Genomic DNA, 16,511 nt, shown 5'->3' on the forward strand with positions numbered 1-16,511 from the left:
CGCCGGGGCCTCCACGTCCGCGCCGTCGAACACGCAGGTGATCTCGGCCTTGGTACGGCTGGCCAGCCCCTCCAGCGCGGTCAGCAGCCGCGCCCGCTGGTCGGCCAGCGGCAGCTCCGGGTAGCCGGTCTTGGTCACGTTGTAGCCGTCCACCAGCAGGTGCATCCGCGGCAGCTCCAGCAGCCGGTCGATCAGCGCCGGGTCGTCGGCGGGCGCCCCCACCTCCGGCACGGCGCGCCGCTGCGCCGCCCGGTCGTCGGCCACCAGGTCGGCCGGGGTGGCGATGGAGCTGGGCAGCGCCAGCTCGCGGCGGAGGCCGTGCGCGGCGTCGACCAGCACGTCCAGCAGCACCCGCAGCCGCGCGTCGTCGGCGCTGCGCCCCGCCCGTGCCGCCCGGCGCGCGGCCTCCACCTGGCTCTCGGCCGCCTCCAGCCGCGCCTTGAGCCGCCGGTTCTCCGCCTCGACCGCGCCCACCTGCGAGGAGGTGATCCTGGTGCTGTCCTCGGCCTCGGCCACCGCCCTGGCGGCGCGCTCCTCGGCCTCCCGGGCCCGCTTGCGCTCGGTGTGCACACGGCGGCGCAGGTCGGCGATGGTGCTGCGCTGCTCGCGCAGCTCCTTGCGGAGCCGGTGCGTCTCCTCGCGGTGCTCGGCGCGCGCCTCGTCCAGCCGCGACCGCAGGTCGGCCAGGGCCTCGGCGGCCTCGTCGGCCTCCCGGGCGCTGTCCCGGCGCTCCAGCTCCCCGGCGACGCGGTCGACGATCTCCTGCCACCCCTCGGGCCGGATCAGGTAGGCCGCGGCCCCCACCGCCACCGGGTCGGCCGCTGGAGGGAGCACCCCTCGGCGCAGCCCCTCGGCCAGCTCGGGCCAGACCTGTTCCACCCGGGCGGCGACCAGCCCACGGAAATCGGGGTCGGTCTCCATCTGGGCGGCGATCTGCGGCCCGGCCAGGCGGGCGCGGCGGCGCGGCTCGAACTTGGCCACCCGGCGCAGTGCGGCGGGCAGCTCGGCGGCGCGCATGCCGCCGAGCACATCCGAGCCGTACTCGACCACCCGGGCGCGCACCGCCTCCGGGAGCGGCCGGTGCCCGCCGGCGCCGCCCGCGCCGCCGCCCGAACCGTCGTCCGTGCCGCCATCCGTGCCGTCGGAGGTGTCGGCGGGCTCCATCAGCCCTCCGCGCCGCTCTCGGCCGCGCCGGCGTCGGGGCGGTCCACCGCCTGGACGGCGTCGTCCGCCCCGCACCAGCGGCAGCGCACCTGCTCGATGGCCTCCTCCAGCACCCGGCTCTCCTCGACGCGCGGCTCCCCGGCCAGGTCGAGGTGCACGTAGTCGCGACTGCGCACGGTGCGCACCACGTCGAACCTGGTCAGGTTGCCGCACTGGGCGCACCGCCAGCGGCGGCCTTCGGCCGGGGCCTCGATGCTCACCTGTACCTACCTCCCTCTCATCACCGCTAATCCCGCGGTCCGGGACATCTTTCCACGTCCGGGGCTCTTCGCGGCTACCCTGTCGGCGTGCCCCAGCCCGCCGCCCGCGCCGCCGCCCCGGTCCAGGAGACCCTGGACGACCTGGGCACGCCGCTGGCCGAGGGCACCTTCCTGGTGGTCGACCTGGAGACCACCGGGGGCCGCGCCGGGGGCTCGGCGATCACCGAGATCGGCGCGGTCAAGGTGCGCGGCGGGCAGGTCGTCGGCGAGTTCTCCTCCCTGGTCAATCCCGGTTCCCCGATTCCGGCGCACATCACCCTGCTGACCGGGATCACCCAGGCGATGGTGGCCACCGCCCCGCCCATCGGGGCGGTGCTCCCGGCCTTCCTGGAGTTCGCGAACCTGGAGAGGCCCCCGGAGGGAGGCCTACCAGGGGACCCGGAGGGCGGCGACACGGTGCTGGTGGCCCACAACGCCACCTTCGACGTGTCGTTCCTCAAGGCCGCCTGCGCCGAGCAGGACCGGCCCTGGCCCCGCCCCCGGGTGGTCGACACGCTGCCGCTGGCGCGCCGCCTGGTCACCCGGGAGGAGGTGCGCGACCACAAGCTCGGCACGCTGGCCCGTTTCTTCGCGGTGCCCGACCGGCCGGTGCACCGGGCCCTGGACGACGCCCGCGCCACCGCCGGGGTGCTGCACGGGCTGCTGGAGCGGCTCGGCCCGATGGGGGTGCACAGCGTCGAGGAGCTGTGCGCGTTCCGCACGGCCCCCACCCGCGCCCAGCGCGGCAAGCGGCACCTGGCCGAGGGGCTGCCGGACGGGCCCGGGGTGTACGTGTTCACCGACGCCCGCGGCGAGCCGCTGTACGTCGGCAAGAGCACGTCCCTGCGCAAGCGGGTGCGCTCCTACTTCACCGCCGCCGAGACCCGCGGCCGGGTGCGCGAGATGATCGGCCTGGTCGAGGCGGTCACCCCGATCCCGTGCGCCACCGGGCTGGAGGCCGAGGTGCGCGAGATGCGGCTGATCGCCGAGCGCAAGCCGCCCTACAACCGCCGCTCCCGCAACCCCGAGCGGGCGAGCTGGCTCAAGCTCACCCCCGGGGCCTTCCCCCGGCTGTCCAAGGTGCGCACGGTCCGCGACGACGGCGCCCCCTACCTGGGCCCCTTCTCCTCGGCCCGGGAGGCCGAGCTGGCCCGCGAGGCGCTGCTGGACGCCTTCCCGCTGCGCCAGTGCACCCGCAGGATCGGCCCGCGCGGCGGTGCGGGCCCGGCATGCGTGCTGGCGCAGATGGGCCGGTGCGGGGCGCCCTGCACCGGCGAGGAGACGCCCGAGGAGTACGCCGAGCACGCCCGCGCCGCCCGCGAGGCCATGGTGGGCGACCCCGAGGAGGTGGTGCGCGCGCTGCGCGAGTCCATCGCCGACCTGGCGGCCGGACTTCGCTACGAGGAGGCGGCGGTGCGGCGGGACCGGCTGGCCGCGTTCCTGCGCGGCGCCGCCCGCTCCCAGCGGCTGGCCGCGCTCACCGGTATCGGCGAGCTGGTGGCCGCCCGCCCCCTGGCGGGCGTCCCCGGCTCCTGGGAGGTGCACGCGGTGCGCCGGGGGCGGCTGGCGGCGGCCGCGGTGATGGAGCCCGGCGCCGATCCGCACGCCTTCGTCGCCGCGCTCACCGCCACCGCCGAGACCGTGCCGCCCGGCCCCGGTCCGGCCCCGGCGGCGGCGCCCCAGGAGACCGAGTGCGTGCTGCGCTGGCTGGAGTCGCCGGGGGTGCGGCTGGTCGACCTCGACGCGCCCTGGACATGCCCGGCCCGAGGCGCCGAACGGCACCGCGAGCTGACAGACTGGGCGCGGGAGGCGGCCGAGGCCACCGCCGAGCCGAGCTGACTCCGACCCGATCCGGGACACCGCCCCCGTGCCGAGCCGACACCGACCCGAGCCGAACGGACCAGCGCCCCTATGGCAGGCATACCGCTGAGCGACGACTACCCGGTACGCCGGGTGCCGGCCGTGACCTACCTGCTCATCGCCGCCAACGTCGCGGTGTACCTGGCGTCCCCGATGTCGCTGATGGCGGTCTGGTACGGCGCCGACCTCGGCGAGCGGATCTGCGCGGTGGACCACTACATCTTCCGCTGGGGCGCGGTCCCGATGGAGCTGTTCACCGGGCGGCAGGCCGCCTCGCCCACCCCGTGCCCGGGCGAGCCCGCCGCCACCGCCCCCTGGCTGACCGTGTTCACCTCGATGTTCCTGCACGGGGACGCGCTGCACCTGCTGAGCAACATGGTCTACCTTTTCGTGTTCGGCCCGGTGGTGGAGGACCGCCTGGGGCGCGTCCGCTACACCGGCCTGTACCTGGCCTCGGGCGCGGTGGCGACGGTGGCCTTCGCGCTGACCGACACGGCCGCGCAGGTCCCGCTGGTGGGCGCCTCCGGCGCGATCTCCGGGGTGCTCGGGGCCTACCTGGTGGTGCAGTTCCGCAGCCGCGTGATCACCCTGGTGTTCTTCGTGCTCCCGGTCCGGCTGCCGGGGTGGGCGCTCGTGGGCACCTACTTCGTGCTCCAGTATGTTCTCTACGTCAGCGTCTCGCTGTACCCCGGCGCCGGGGAGACGAGCGTGGCCTACGCCGCGCACGTCTACGGGTTCGTCGCGGGTGCGGCCATGGCGCTGCTCATCCACCGCATCCGTTGGCGCGCCGGGACCCGGCTGTCCGACGTGTACTGAACACCCTCGCACCCAGGAGGCTCCGACCGTGATCACCGCGATCGTCATGATCAAGGCCGACGTCGACCGCATCCCGGAGGTCGCCGAGGCGATCGCCGAGATCGAGGGGGTCAGCGAGGTCTACTCGGTGACCGGCGGGATCGACCTGATCGCCGTGGTGCGGGTCCGCCGCCACGACGAGCTGGCCGAGGTGATCCCCGGCCGGGTGAACAAGATCGCGGGCGTGCGCTCCTCCGACACCCACATCGCGTTCAACGCCTACTCCAAGCACGACCTGGAGTCGGCGTTCTCCCTGGGCATCTGAGGGACGTCCAGGGGACGTCCGAGAACGTCCCAAGGACGCCCAAGGACGTACCAGGGGGCGCCTGAAGACGTCCGGGGAAAGCCGAACGCCGGAGCCCGGCGGCCTCGGAAAGGCCGGGGCCGGGGCGCCCGTAGGCTCCCCGGCCCCGGCTCCTCAGTCCTGCTTGGCCCGCTCCTGGCTGACCGCGACCCAGCGGTCGAGCACGTCCTTGGCCCGGCCCTCGTCGACGGCGGCGGCCGCCCGCTCCATCCCCTGGGCGAGCATCTCCTCCAGGCTCCCGGGCAGCTCCTCGGCGGCCGCGATCGCCGCCGCCGCGTTCAGCAGCACCGCGTCGCGCACCGGCCCGCGCTCGCCCTCGACCAGGGCGCGCACCGCGCGGGCGTTCACCTCCACGTCGCCGCCGCGCAGGTCCTCCGGGGCCGCGCGGCCGATCCCCAGCGCGCGCGGGTCGAGCACCTCCTCGCGCACCCGGCCGCCGCGCACGGTCCACACCCGCGACGTGGTCGTGGTGGTGAGCTCGTCCAGCCCGTCGTCGCCGCGGAAGACCAGCGCCGAGGTGCCGCGCCGGGCGAACACCCCGGCCACCGTCGGGCACATGGCGGCGTCGAACACCCCGACGGCCGCCGCCCCGGGCCGGGCCGGGTTGGTCAGCGGCCCGAGGAAGTTGAAGACGGTGGGCACGGCCAGCTCCCGGCGGGGCTTGGCGGTGTACCGGAAGGAGGGGTGGAACAGCGGGGCGAAGCAGAAGGTGATCCCCGCGTCCTCGGCCACCGCGGCGGTGGAGCCGGGCTGCAGGTCGATCACCACGCCCAGGCGCTCCAGGACGTCGGCGGTGCCGCAGGAGGAGGAGGCGGCCCTGTTGCCGTGCTTGACGACCTTGGCGCCCGCTGCGGCGGCGGTGATCGCGGCCATGGTCGACACGTTGACGGTGTGCGCCTGGTCGCCGCCGGTCCCCACGATGTCCACGGTGCGGCCGGGGACCGTGATGCGCACGGCGTTGTCCAGCATCCCCTCGGCGAGGCCGACGACCTCGCCCACGGCGGCGCCCTTGGCGCGCAGCGCGATCGCGAACCCCGCGATCTGGGCGTCGGTGGCCGAGCCCGACATGATCTCCTCCATCGCCCAGGCGGTGGCGGACTCGGGCAGGTCCTGCCCCGCGAGCAGGGCGGTGATCAGCGAGGACCAGGTCGGTTCGGCGGCTTCGGGGGCGGTTTCGGCTACGGATCGGCCGGCACGGGCGGAACTGCTCACGGTGCTACTTCCTCTGCTCTTCACGCCCGTCACGGGCGGGGTCTGCGGGTCAGGCTCGGGCGGACGGCGTGTGCCATCGCCATCGGGGCCATCGCGCGAGCTCGCAGTGGCGCAGAGGGGAACCGCCGGTGCACGGCCCGGCGGCGCGGTTTCGCAGCATCGGAGTCGGGTTCCGTTCGGTGATCCTGGGGACCTGACAGGGACCGGGCCCGTACCGTTCGGGCCCGGTCCGACACTACCGGGCGCCTTACCTGGCCGCCAGCCCGTCCGCGCGGCTGCGCATCAGCCCGGCCAGCGACTCGGCCAGCGCGACCGGGTCGATCGGGTGGCTCACCACCGCGTCCGCGCGCGACCACGCGGCCAGCCAGCCGTCGTCCCGGCGGCCGATGAGCACCAGCACCGGCGGGCACCGGTAGATCTCGTCCTTGGCCTGCCGGCACAGGCCCATGCCGCCGGTGGGGGCGGCCTCCCCGTCGAAGACGCACACGTCGGCGCCGCCGTCGTCGAGCCGCTTGAGCACCGCGGCGGAGGTGGCGCACTCGACCAGCTCCACCTTGGGCACGTCGGCGGCGGGGCGCCGCCCGATCGCCGCCCGCACCTGGTCGCGCACGTGCGCCTTGTCGCTGTAGACGAGCACCCGCATCCTGGGGGCGCCGGCGGCGTTCTCCATGGCTGAACCGTCCCTCACATCTCGCGCGGCGCGGATGCGCCCCGCCGCGTCACATCTCGCGCGGCGCGGGGGCGCCCGGCCGCGTCCCGGTTGCGTCGAGCCCTACGCTCTTGAGACCTTCGCCACGACAGCATGCCACCCGGAGTGCGACGCAGGCCACGCCGGAGCGGCCTGTACGGCCGCCGCCGAGACCGATATGAGACGTCCGGGGCGCCATCGGGCCCCGCGGCGGGCGTTTCGGAGCCCGCGGGGACCGGCTTGCATCACGGCCGGATCACGATCGTGGGCCCCCCGCGCGCCCTGCGGCTCCGCAGATCAGACGAGAAGCGCCCCCTTCCGGGGGGTCGTGCACCAACCTCCGCCAGATGCCGCAATAATGCAGGCGTGGCGACAGCAACCGCGAACCAAGAAACAGCACCGACACCAGTACATGGTGCGGCCAAGCGTCCTGACCTGGTGAGCGTTGGCACCATCGTGTGGTTGTCCAACGAGCTCATGTTCTTCGCTGCGCTGTTCGCGATGTACTACACGATCCGATCCGTGACCGTGGGCAACCCCGACCTCGGGGAGTGGCCGGCCGCGCACCTCAACGTCGAATGGGCGCTGGGCATCACCATCATCCTGGTGGCCTCCAGCTTCACCGCCCAGGCAGGCGTGTGGGCGGCCGAGCGCGGTGACGTCCGCAAGCTCCGCCTGTGGTTCTACATCTCGTTCGCGATGGGCCTGATCTTCGTGTTGGGCCAGGCGTACGAGTACTACGAACTCATCGTGCACCAGGGCCTGACCCTGCAGTCCAGCGCCTACGGCTCGATGTTCTACCTGACCACGGGCTTCCACGGGCTCCACGTGATCGGCGGTCTGATCGCGTTCCTGATCATGCTGGGACGCACGTACGCCGCGAAGCGCTTCACCCACCAGCAGGCCACCAGTGCGATCGTCGTGTCCTACTACTGGCACTTCGTCGACGTGGTCTGGGTCGCTCTGTTCGCAACCATCTACTTCATCCAGTAACCCGGAACGGGGAAACCGTGAAATGGATTACCGCGCGGCGACGGCATCCCCTAGCGGGGTACGTCGTCGTCCTACTCGCGTTGGCCGTGTTCGGCGTGGGCTACGCCATGGTGGCGCCCAGTGCCGACCGTGCCGAGGCCCAGGTCATGGCGGCCGCCCAGACCGGTGCCGAGCCTGCTGACGGGCAGACCGTCGACATTGCGCAGGGGCGCGACATCTGGGAGCGCAGCTGCGCGAGCTGCCACGGGCTCAACGGCGGCGGCAGTGACAACGCACCGGACATCACCGGTGCGGGCGGCGCCGCGGTCGACTTCCAGGTGAGTACCGGCCGCATGCCCTCCTCCAACCCGGACGCGCAGATGCCCCGCAAGGAGCCGGCGTGGGACCGGGAGGAGATCGACAACCTGATCGCCTACTACGAGCAGGAGATCGGGCAGGGCGCGGGCCCGGCCGTCCCCGAGGAGGCCCCGGGCGATGAGCCCGTCCGCTCGGACTACGAGGACGAGGACGCCTACAAGGAGGCCAAGGCCGAGTACGACAAGGCCTTCCAGGCCTACATCGACGGCGCCTCGGACACCGAGGCCGGCATGCAGCTCTACCTGGCCAACTGCGCGCACTGCCACAGCTGGTCGGGCGCCGGCGGCGGCCTGACCGGCGGCCACTGGGCCCCGGAGATCCACGACGCCACGCCGCGCCAGATCTACGAGGCCATGCTGACCGGACCGGGCCAGATGCCCGTGTTCACCGAGGGCACCATCACGCCCGACGACAAGCAGGAACTGATCTCCTACGTGAAGACCCTGCAGGCCGAGCCGAACGCCGGCGGGATCTTCGACCTGAACCGCGTGGGCCAGGTCGCCGAGGGCTTCATCGCCTGGACGGTCGGTCTCACCCTGATCATCGCGTGCGCGATCTGGATCACCGCGAAGCAGCGAGCCCATGACTGACAAGAGCAACAGCAACGACAACGGCGCGTCCGACGGGTCCGCCGACCGCGTCATCGGCACGCCCTCCCCGTCGGAGGGCGAGACGATCGTGGCCGGAGCCGACGACCCCGGCGCCGAGCACCCGGGGGCCTACCCCGCCGAGGAGACGCACGCGCACAGCGAGGAGGAGCAGCGCCGCGCTGAGAAGACGGCGGCGGTGTGGTTCCTCATCGCCTTCCTCGCCGGTATCGGCTTCTTCGTGGCCTACTTCGCCTTCCCGCCCAACAGCGCGGGCGAGCCGGCCATCGCCGACCCGCAGATCGGCCAGTACTCCAACATGGCGCTGGGCGGCACGCTCGCCCTGGCCCTGTTCGGCATCGGCGCCGGGATGACGGTGTGGGCGCGCAGGATCATGCCGCACTACGAGGTGGGCTCGCCCTACGACGAGCTGCCCTCCTCGCCCGAGGAGAAGGGCTCCTTCGGCGACTTCTTCATGCGGAGCGCCGACGAGAGCGGCTTCACCAAGCGGCCGCTGCTGCGCCGCACCCTGCTGCTGTCCATGGTGCCGCTGGGCCTGGCGCCCATCGTGCTGCTGCGCGACACCGGGCCGCTGCCCGGCGACAAGCTCAAGCACACGCTCTGGGAGGACGGCCTGCGGATGGTCGTCGAGGGCACCAACAAGCCGATCAAGGAGGCCGACCTCGCCGAGGACGGCGCCATGATCACGGCCTTCCCGCTGGTCGAGGAGGGCGGCGGCCACGGTGGCGAGGGCGGCCACCTGAGCCTGAACGACCAGGCCAAGACCGTGGTCCTGCTGATCAAGATCCCCGAGGGCGACTTCAAGCCGGGGATGACCGAGCAGCAGATGAACTGGACGCACAACGGGATCGTGGCCTACTCCAAGATCTGCACGCACGTGGGCTGCCCCGCGGCGCTGTACGAGCGGGGGAGCCACCGCATCCTGTGCCCGTGCCACCAGTCGACCTTCGACGCCGCCGAGGGCGCCAAGGTCGTCTTCGGGCCTGCGCACCGCCCGCTGCCCCAGCTGCCGATCGGTGTGGACGACGAGGGGTACCTCATCGCCAAGGGCGACTTCTCCGAAGCGGTCGGCCCCACGTTCTGGGACGCGGAGAAGGGGGACTAGCCGATGAGCACCACGACGCAGGCGCCCAAGGCGCTGCGCGGTGTCGGCAACTGGATCGACGACCGCTTCCATCTCGCCAAGACCGGTGAGAAGAACCTGCGCAAGGTCTTCCCCAACCACTGGTCGTTCATGCTGGGCGAGATCGCGCTGTACTCGTTCATCATCCTGCTGGTCACGGGCGTCTTCTTGACCCTGTGGTTCAACCCCAGCATGGCCCACACCACCTACGAGGGCTCCTACCAGCGCCTCAACGGGGTGCAGATGAGCGAGGCCTACGCCTCCACGCTGCGCATCGACTTCGACGTGCGCGGGGGCTTCCTCGTGCGGCAGATCCACCACTGGGCGGCGCTGATCTTCGTCGCCTCGCTGGTGGTGCACATGCTGCGGGTGTTCTTCACCGGCGCCTTCCGCAAGCCGCGCGAGATCAACTGGCTGATCGGGGTGGGCATCTTCACCCTGGCCATGCTGGAGGGCCTGTTCGGGTACTCGCTCCCGGACGACCTGCCCTCCGGTATGGGTGTGCGCATCCTGCAGGGCGTCATGCTCTCGCTGCCGGTGGTCGGGACCTACATCTCGATGTTCCTGTTCGGCGGGGAGTTCCCCGGCGAGGACATCATCCCCCGGCTGTACATGCTGCACATCCTGCTGATCCCGGGGATCCTGCTGGCGCTGATCGTGGCGCACTTCATGATCCTGTGGCACCAGAAGCACACCCAGTACCCGGGGACCGGGCGCTCGGAGAAGAAGGTCGTCGGCACGCCGATGTTCCCGGGCTTCGCCATCAAGGCGGGCGGGTTCTTCTTCTTCGTGTTCGCCGTCATCGTCGCGCTGAGCGCGTTCGTGCAGATCAACCCGATCCACCTGTTCGGGCCCTTCACGCCCACGGCCATCACCTCGGGCCTGCAGCCCGACTGGTACATGGGCTTCATGGAGGGGTCGCTGCGCATCTTCCCGAACTGGCTGGACTTCCCGATCTTCGGGTACGCGGTGCCGACCGGCGTGCTGGTGCCGGGCCTGGTGATCCCGGGCCTGATCTTCGGCGGGCTGGCGGCCTGGCCGTTCATCGAGCAGTGGATCACCGGGGACAAGCGGGCGCACAACGTCGCCGACCGCCCGCGCAACGCGCCGGTGCGCACCGCGGTGGGCGTGGCCGGGGTCGTCTTCTACGGCATCCTGTGGCTGGCGGGGGCGAACGATATCCTGTCGCACACGTTCTCCATCAGCCTGTACTGGACGACGTACTTCTTCCGCGTCGCTGCCATCGCCGGGCCGATCATCGGCTTCATCGTCGCCAAGCGCATCTGCCTGGGGCTGCAGCGCCGGGACCGGGAGACGCTGGAGCACGGCTACGAGAGCGGCACCATCCAGCAGCTCCCCAGCGGCGAGTTCATCGAGGTGCACAAGGAGTCCTCGCAGGAGACCGTGCACGTGCTGGAGAGCAAGACCGAGGTCGACCGGATCGATGACGAGGCGATCGCCTCGGTGGAGGAGTCCGAGTCCGACGGTGTGGAGGCCCCGGCCGCGCGCGGCCTCAAGGGCAGGCTCCGCGCCAAGCTCGCGCACTGGTACACCAAGGACAACGTGTCCTTCGAGGGCGTGGAGGCCCACACCGGCCACCACCTGCACCACGGTGCGGGCCACGAGGAGCACGAGGAGATGGCGGGCAGCCACTAGTCCGCCCTCGCCCGGCTCTGACCCGGCACCGAGGCCCGGCCCCCGATCCGTTCGGGGGCCGGGCCTCGTTCGTGTCCGGGGCCCACTCCCCCGGTCCCCCTGCCCCGTTCCGTCCCGTCCGTCCCGCAGCGTGTCGCTCCCGGGGACGTCGGCCCGATCCGGGCCCGCTCGCGGCCGACTGCCCCCCCCGGGAGGGGTCGGCGACAGGCGGGCGGAGTGCGGGGCCCACGCGCCTGGGCCGGATTCCGGGCGTCCCTCATTCGCTTTGTGTGCGCTCCACTCCCCCGGACCCGACCCCTATATGCCGCGGACACACGAAAGGCCCCTCACGGAGCCGTGAGGGGCCTTCTCGGGGTCGTCCGCCGCGGCGGACGGCGGCCGAGCGGGTGCGGCTACTCCTGCGGGTCGCCGTGGACCGACCCGGGGGTCCCGGTGTCGTCGGTCGTGTCGGGCTCGCCGGTCTCGCTCTTGGCCAGCCAGTCCTCCCAGGACAGCTCCCAGTACGACCAGCCGTTGTCCCACTCCACCTGGCGGTCGGTGCCGGTGACCTCCAGCGGGTCGCCCATGTAGGAGTTCTCGTAGAACCACTTGGCGTCCGAGGTCGCCATGTTCGGGCACCCGTGGCTCAGGTTGGCCTCGCCCAGGGACCCGTTCCAGGGCGCCGCGTGCGTGAACTCGCCGCTGTTGGAGAAGCGGACCGCGTAGTCCACGTCCAGCTTGTAGCCCTCCGGGCTGTCCACCGGCACGCCCACCGTGGAGGAGTCCATGACCAGGTTGGCGTACTTCTCCATGGTCAGGTGGTTGCCGCTGGTGGTGGTGTAGGCGCGGGTGTTCGCCTTCCCGACGCTGGTCGGGAAGTCCTTGATCTCCTCGCCGTCGCGCTCGACCACCATCCGGTGGCTCTGGGCGTCGATCGTGGTCCGCTGGTCGCGGCCGACCTCGAACTCCAGCCGGTGGTTCTCCACGCCGTAGGTGCCGCCCCCGGCGTCCACGCCGGCCAGCCGCATGTTCACCGCGACCTTCTGGTTCGGCTTCCAGTACTCCTTGGGGCGGAAGACCGCGGTCTGGTCGTCCAGCCAGGCCCAAGACCCCTCGTTGGGCTCCTCGGAGACGACCTCCATGGAGTTCTCCACCCGGGACTTGTTCTCCACCGGCAGGTCGAAGTTGACGATGACCGGCATGCCCACGCCGACGGTGTCCCCGCTGGTCGGGAAGTTCGACTCCAGCTCCAGGGCGTTGCCCTGCTCGGCCGCGGCGGTGGAGAACTGAGCGGTGTACTCCTGTTCCTCCCCGGCGGCGTTCTCGACCACGGCCTCCACCGTCACATCCCCGCCGGGGACGAGGTTCCAGTCGCTGGTCCAGGTGGCGCCGTCGTCGCTGAGGGTTCCGGTCACGGTGTCGGCCTCGGAGGCGCCGCCCTCACCGTCCCCGCCGCCGTCCTCGCCGGTCTCCTCGCCGGTCTGGGCGTCCTCGGACGCCGTGCCCCCGGGGACCTCCTGGACGACCTGCACGTCGGTGACCTTGCCGCCGTCGGCCTCCACGGTGAGCGGGACGTCGGGGCGGACCCCGGTGGCCCCGTCCCCGGGCGTGATCACCACGTCCACGGGGTCGGCGGCCGACTCCGACCCGGACGGGTCCGCGGTGGAGCCCGTACAGGCCGAGGCGAGGACCAGCGCCGCCCCGGCGGCCAGGCCCGCGCCAACGCCGCGCGCCGTCGGCTTCGCTGTGAGCTTCACTAGGTGCGCCCTCCTGACGTCCGCTCGGCGGGGTCCGTCCCCGCCGCATCCGGGGAGACGCCTGCGGGAGCGGAAAGGTTCCGCCCCGCCCCTCCTGGGCCCCGATCCGGACGGATACCGCCAATGGGTATGAACATCCCGAAAAATACTACCCCGGCCGGCCCACCGTCCCCGCGGAAGGCGGGGGGTGGGCCGGCCGGGGCCGTGTCTCGCGCGGGCCGGGGCCCGCCGCCGCAAGGGCTAGTGCTGGAACTCCTTGCGGTAGTACTCGAACACCCAGCCGATCGCGGTGAGGATGATCGCGAAGCCGCCGATGAAGACCATCCACCAGCCGATCGCCACGCCGACGGCGGTGAAGGCCACCGCCATCGCGACGAACAGCGGCCACCAGCTGTGCGGGCTGAAGAACCCGTACTCGCCGGCGTTCTCGGCGATGTCGCCGTCCAGCCGGTCCTCGGGGGCCAGCCCGTGGTGCGACTCACTGCGGCGCGCGGCCTGCCACAGCCAGAACCCGACCATCCAGCCGAAGCCGACGGCCACGATCAGCGCCACGGTGCCGGTCCACTCGATGTGCCCCTCGGCCGCCCAGGCCCAGTAGGCGTACAGCGCCGCCGCCAGGCCGAAGAAGGTCGAGACGCCCATAAACAGATATGCCTGCATCTTCATGGTGTCGACGCCCTACTTCTCGGAGGTGGCGGCCGCCGGGACGGCACCGGGGGCGGCCGCGTGCGGGTGGTTCAGGTCGAACGCGGGGCGCTCGGACCGGATCCGCGGCAGCGACGTGAAGTTGTGCCGCGGCGGCGGGCAGGAGGTCGCCCACTCCAGCGAGCAGCCGTAGCCCCACGGGTCGTCCACCTCGACCTTGGTGCCGTTCTTGTGGGTGATCCACACGTTCCAGAAGAACACCAGCGTGGAGGCGCCCAGCACGAACGCGCCGATCGAGGAGATCTGGTTCAGCTGGGTGAACCCGTCGCTGGGCAGGTAGTCGGCGTAGCGCCGGGGGAACCCGGCCGCGCCCAGCCAGTGCTGCACCAGGAAGGTGGCGTGGAAGCCGGTGAACAGCAGCCAGAAGTGGGCCACCGCCAGCTTCTCGTTGAGCATCTTCCCGGTGAACTTGGGCCACCAGAAGTAGAACCCGGCGAACATCGCGAAGACCACGGTGCCGAAGACCACGTAGTGGAAGTGGGCCACCACGAAGTAGGAGTCGGTGACGTGGAAGTCGATGGGCGGGGAGGCCAGCAGCACACCGGTCAGGCCGCCGAACAGGAAGGTCACCATGAAGCCGATGGTGAACAGCATCGGGGAGGCCATGACCAGCTGGCCGCGCCACATCGTGCCGACCCAGTTGAAGAACTTCACACCGGTCGGGACCGCGATGAGGAAGGTCATGAACGAGAAGAACGGCAGCAGCACGGCGCCGGTCGGGAACATGTGGTGCGCCCACACGGTGACCGACAGGCCGGCGATGGCGATGGTGGCGCCCACCAGGCTCTTGTAGCCGAAGATCGGCTTGCGGCTGAAGACCGGGAGGATCTCGGTGGCGATGCCGAAGAACGGCAGCGCGATGATGTAGACCTCCGGGTGGCCGAAGAACCAGAACAGGTGCTGCCACAGGATGGCGCCGCCGTGCTCGGGGTTGAAGACCTGGGTCCCGACCATGCGGTCGGCGCCCAGCGCGATCAGCGCCGCGGTCAGGACCGGGAACGCGATCAGCACCAGCACGCTGGTGAGCATGCCGTTCCAGGTGAAGATCGGCATGCGGAACATCGTCATGCCCGGTGCGCGCATGCACAGGCCGGTGGTGATGAAGTTGACCGCGCTGAGGATGGTGCCCAGACCGGACACGACCAGGCCCAGGATCCACAGGTCGCCGCCGAGGCCCGGGGAGCGGACCGCGTCGGACAGGGGGGTGTAGGCGAACCAGCCGAAGCTGGCCGCGCCGCCCGGGGTGAGGAACCCGCCGACCGTGATGAGCCCGCCGAACAGGAACAGGTAGTACCCGAACAGGTTCATCCGGGGGAACGCCACGTCGGGCGCCCCGATCTGCAGCGGCATGATGATGTTGGTGAAGCCCACGAACAGCGGCGTCGCGAACAGCAGCAGCATGATCGTGCCGTGCATCGTGAACATCTGGTTGAACTGCTCGGAGGTCATCACCTGCAGTCCGGGCAGGAACAGCTCGGCGCGCATGAGCAGCGCCAGGATGCCTCCGAAGATGAAGAACCCGAACGAGGTGATCAGGTACATGTACCCGATGACCTTGTGGTCGGTGGAGGTCAGCCAGCTGACGATGATCGACCCTTTGCGGGTCGGGGCGGGCCGCTGAGCGGTCCCCGGTGTCGATGTCGCCGTCGCCATCAGCGGCCAGCCTCCTCGTCCTCGGACTCCTCGTCGCGCGCGGCGGCGTCGTCGGCCTGCTCGCCCTCGGAGGCGTCCTGGGCCTGGGCGTCGCCCTCGGCGCCGTCCTGGCCGCCGTCGGCCTGCTCGCCCTCGCCCTCGGTCTGCGCCTCGGCCTCGGCGTCGCCCTGCGGCTCGCCGCCCTCGGCACCGGACTGGGCGTCCTCGGCCTCCTCGGCGGCGGCCTGCTCGGCCTGCTCCGCCTCGGCGGCCTCCTGCTGCTCGGCGTACCAAGCGTCGTACTCGTCGGGCTCCATGACCTCGACCTGGAAGAGCATCCGGGTGTGGTCGGCGCCGCAGAGCTCGGCGCAGCGGCCCATGTAGGTGCCGGCCGTGCCCTCGTTGACCTTGACCTGGAACTCGTTGTCGTGGCCCGGGACGACGTCCATCTTGAAGGCGAACGCCGGGATCCAGAAGGAGTGGATCACGTCCGGGGAGTGCAGGTCGAAGTGGACGACGTCGCCCTCGCGCAGGACCAGGGTGGGCATCTGGTCCGGGGTGCCGACCTCGGAGAAGAGGATCTCGGGGTCGGCCTCCTCGTCTCCGCCGGCGGCCTCGGCGGCCTCGGCCTTGGACTGGTCCAGGTAGTTGAACTCCCAGCTCCACTGGAACGCGACGACCTCGACGTTGGCGTCGGCCTGTTCGTCGGTCTCCAGCAGGTAGGTCTGGTCGCGCGCCGTGAAGTAGAAGAGCACGGCGATGACCACGATCGGGAGGACGGTGTAGAGCGCCTCGATCGGCATGTTGTACCGCACCTGCGGCGGCAGCTGCTCGGAGCGCTTGCGGTGGAAGATGATCGACCAGACGATCAGCCCCCACACGAGGAGACCGACCGCGAACGCCGCCACCCATGAGCCCTGCCACAGCGCGAGCACGCGCTGCCCCTGCTCGGTGATCGGCTCCGGCACACCCAAACGAGTGAACTCGTTCGACGCGCACCCGGTCGCGGCCAGTCCCAACGCGGCGAGCACGGCGCCACGTGGTGCCCATCGGCGCACTGCCTCGCGCCGATTCCTATGGCGGGTCGGACTCACGGATTGCCTTCCCAGCGGTGATGCCCGCGTCGAGTGCGCGGGCGGTCGTCTATCCGAAGCTTGTCAGGGGGAACATTATCGCGAACCGCCCGCTGCGCCGTTCACGGGTGTGCCTGGTCAGCGTGTTGCTCGACACCCCTTTCACGGAGCGGGCGGCCCGGGTCCGGCCAGCGGGCCGGAGCGGTGTCCCCGTCCCGCTCGGACCGCCCCCCTCGAAGGGGCTCC

At 71.7% G+C, this 16,511-nt stretch carries 15 protein-coding genes; 7 read left to right on the forward strand and 8 right to left on the reverse strand.

Going from position 1 to position 16,511, the window contains the following annotated elements:
• The coding region (locus D476_RS31820) for an NYN domain-containing protein (protein WP_017622314.1) at window positions 1–1,164 on the reverse strand (1,164 nt) is incomplete at its 3' end.
• Complete coding sequence (locus D476_RS0102015; protein WP_017622315.1) at window positions 1,164–1,424, reverse strand: hypothetical protein; 261 nt, start codon at window positions 1,422–1,424, stop codon at window positions 1,164–1,166. The genes D476_RS0102015 and D476_RS31820, both read right to left, overlap by 1 nt.
• Before the next feature lie 87 nt (window positions 1,425–1,511).
• Between D476_RS0102015 and D476_RS0102020 the strand changes: the two genes are divergently transcribed.
• The 3 genes from D476_RS0102020 to D476_RS0102030 all read left to right on the forward strand — a co-directional run bounded on the left by D476_RS0102020 (window position 1,512) and on the right by D476_RS0102030 (window position 4,443).
• Window positions 1,512–3,302: a DEDD exonuclease domain-containing protein gene (locus D476_RS0102020; RefSeq protein ID WP_017622316.1), complete on the forward strand. Its 1,791-nt coding sequence runs from the start codon at window positions 1,512–1,514 to the stop codon at window positions 3,300–3,302.
• 72 nt (window positions 3,303–3,374) lie between these two features.
• On the forward strand, window positions 3,375–4,139 hold the full coding sequence (locus tag D476_RS0102025; protein ID WP_017622317.1) for a rhomboid family intramembrane serine protease: 765 nt from the start codon (window positions 3,375–3,377) through the stop codon (window positions 4,137–4,139).
• Between the two features lie 28 nt (window positions 4,140–4,167).
• A complete protein-coding gene (locus D476_RS0102030; RefSeq protein ID WP_017622318.1) occupies window positions 4,168–4,443 on the forward strand; it encodes an Lrp/AsnC family transcriptional regulator in 276 nt (91 codons plus the stop codon).
• A 153-nt stretch (window positions 4,444–4,596) separates the two neighbouring features.
• Here the strand turns inward: D476_RS0102030 and trpD are convergent, their stop codons facing one another.
• A complete protein-coding gene (gene trpD / locus D476_RS0102035) occupies window positions 4,597–5,694 on the reverse strand; it encodes an anthranilate phosphoribosyltransferase (RefSeq protein ID WP_017622319.1) in 1,098 nt (365 codons plus the stop codon).
• A 247-nt stretch (window positions 5,695–5,941) separates the two neighbouring features.
• Window positions 5,942–6,364, reverse strand: coding sequence for a hypothetical protein (locus D476_RS0102040; RefSeq protein WP_017622320.1), 423 nt, complete (start codon window positions 6,362–6,364; stop codon window positions 5,942–5,944).
• 384 nt (window positions 6,365–6,748) lie between these two features.
• Between D476_RS0102040 and ctaE the strand changes: the two genes are divergently transcribed.
• The 4 genes from ctaE to qcrB are packed head-to-tail and all read left to right on the forward strand — an operon-like array spanning window position 6,749 to window position 11,119.
• Window positions 6,749–7,375, forward strand: a complete 627-nt coding sequence (gene ctaE, locus D476_RS0102045; RefSeq protein WP_192826341.1) for an aa3-type cytochrome oxidase subunit III — start codon at window positions 6,749–6,751, stop codon at window positions 7,373–7,375.
• Window positions 7,376–7,392: 17 nt separating this feature from the next.
• Window positions 7,393–8,322 carry a cytochrome bc1 complex diheme cytochrome c subunit gene (gene qcrC / locus D476_RS0102050; protein WP_192826342.1) on the forward strand — a complete coding sequence of 310 codons (930 nt, stop codon included), beginning with the start codon at window positions 7,393–7,395 and terminating at the stop codon, window positions 8,320–8,322.
• On the forward strand, window positions 8,315–9,445 hold the full coding sequence (gene qcrA, locus D476_RS0102055) for a cytochrome bc1 complex Rieske iron-sulfur subunit (protein WP_017622323.1): 1,131 nt from the start codon (window positions 8,315–8,317) through the stop codon (window positions 9,443–9,445). Before qcrC ends, qcrA begins: the two co-directional genes overlap by 8 nt.
• Window positions 9,446–9,448: 3 nt before the next feature.
• The gene (gene qcrB, locus D476_RS0102060) at window positions 9,449–11,119 is read left to right on the forward strand and encodes a cytochrome bc1 complex cytochrome b subunit (RefSeq protein WP_017622324.1); all 1,671 of its coding nucleotides are present in this window, start codon (window positions 9,449–9,451) and stop codon (window positions 11,117–11,119) included.
• Between the two features lie 392 nt (window positions 11,120–11,511).
• Here qcrB and D476_RS0102065 read toward each other — a convergent pair whose 3' ends face one another.
• The 4 genes from D476_RS0102065 to ctaC form a co-directional block, all read right to left on the reverse strand.
• Window positions 11,512–12,855: a L,D-transpeptidase gene (locus D476_RS0102065; protein WP_017622325.1), complete on the reverse strand. Its 1,344-nt coding sequence runs from the start codon at window positions 12,853–12,855 to the stop codon at window positions 11,512–11,514.
• A 240-nt stretch (window positions 12,856–13,095) separates the two neighbouring features.
• Entirely contained in the window at window positions 13,096–13,521 is a 426-nt protein-coding gene (locus tag D476_RS0102070; RefSeq protein ID WP_026123141.1) for a cytochrome c oxidase subunit 4, read from the reverse strand.
• Window positions 13,522–13,533: 12 nt separating this feature from the next.
• Window positions 13,534–15,213 (reverse strand): aa3-type cytochrome oxidase subunit I, encoded by a 1,680-nt coding sequence (ctaD, locus tag D476_RS0102075; protein WP_017622327.1) that lies wholly within the window; start codon window positions 15,211–15,213, stop codon window positions 13,534–13,536.
• The gene (gene ctaC, locus D476_RS0102080; RefSeq protein WP_449289389.1) at window positions 15,213–16,286 is read right to left on the reverse strand and encodes an aa3-type cytochrome oxidase subunit II; all 1,074 of its coding nucleotides are present in this window, start codon (window positions 16,284–16,286) and stop codon (window positions 15,213–15,215) included. The genes ctaD and ctaC overlap by 1 nt, the downstream gene beginning before the upstream one ends.
• Window positions 16,287–16,511 lie beyond the last annotated feature (225 nt).

The organism is Nocardiopsis chromatogenes YIM 90109, assembly GCF_000341185.1.
In the GTDB taxonomy this organism is placed as follows: Bacteria; Actinomycetota; Actinomycetes; order Streptosporangiales; family Streptosporangiaceae; genus Nocardiopsis_A; species Nocardiopsis_A chromatogenes.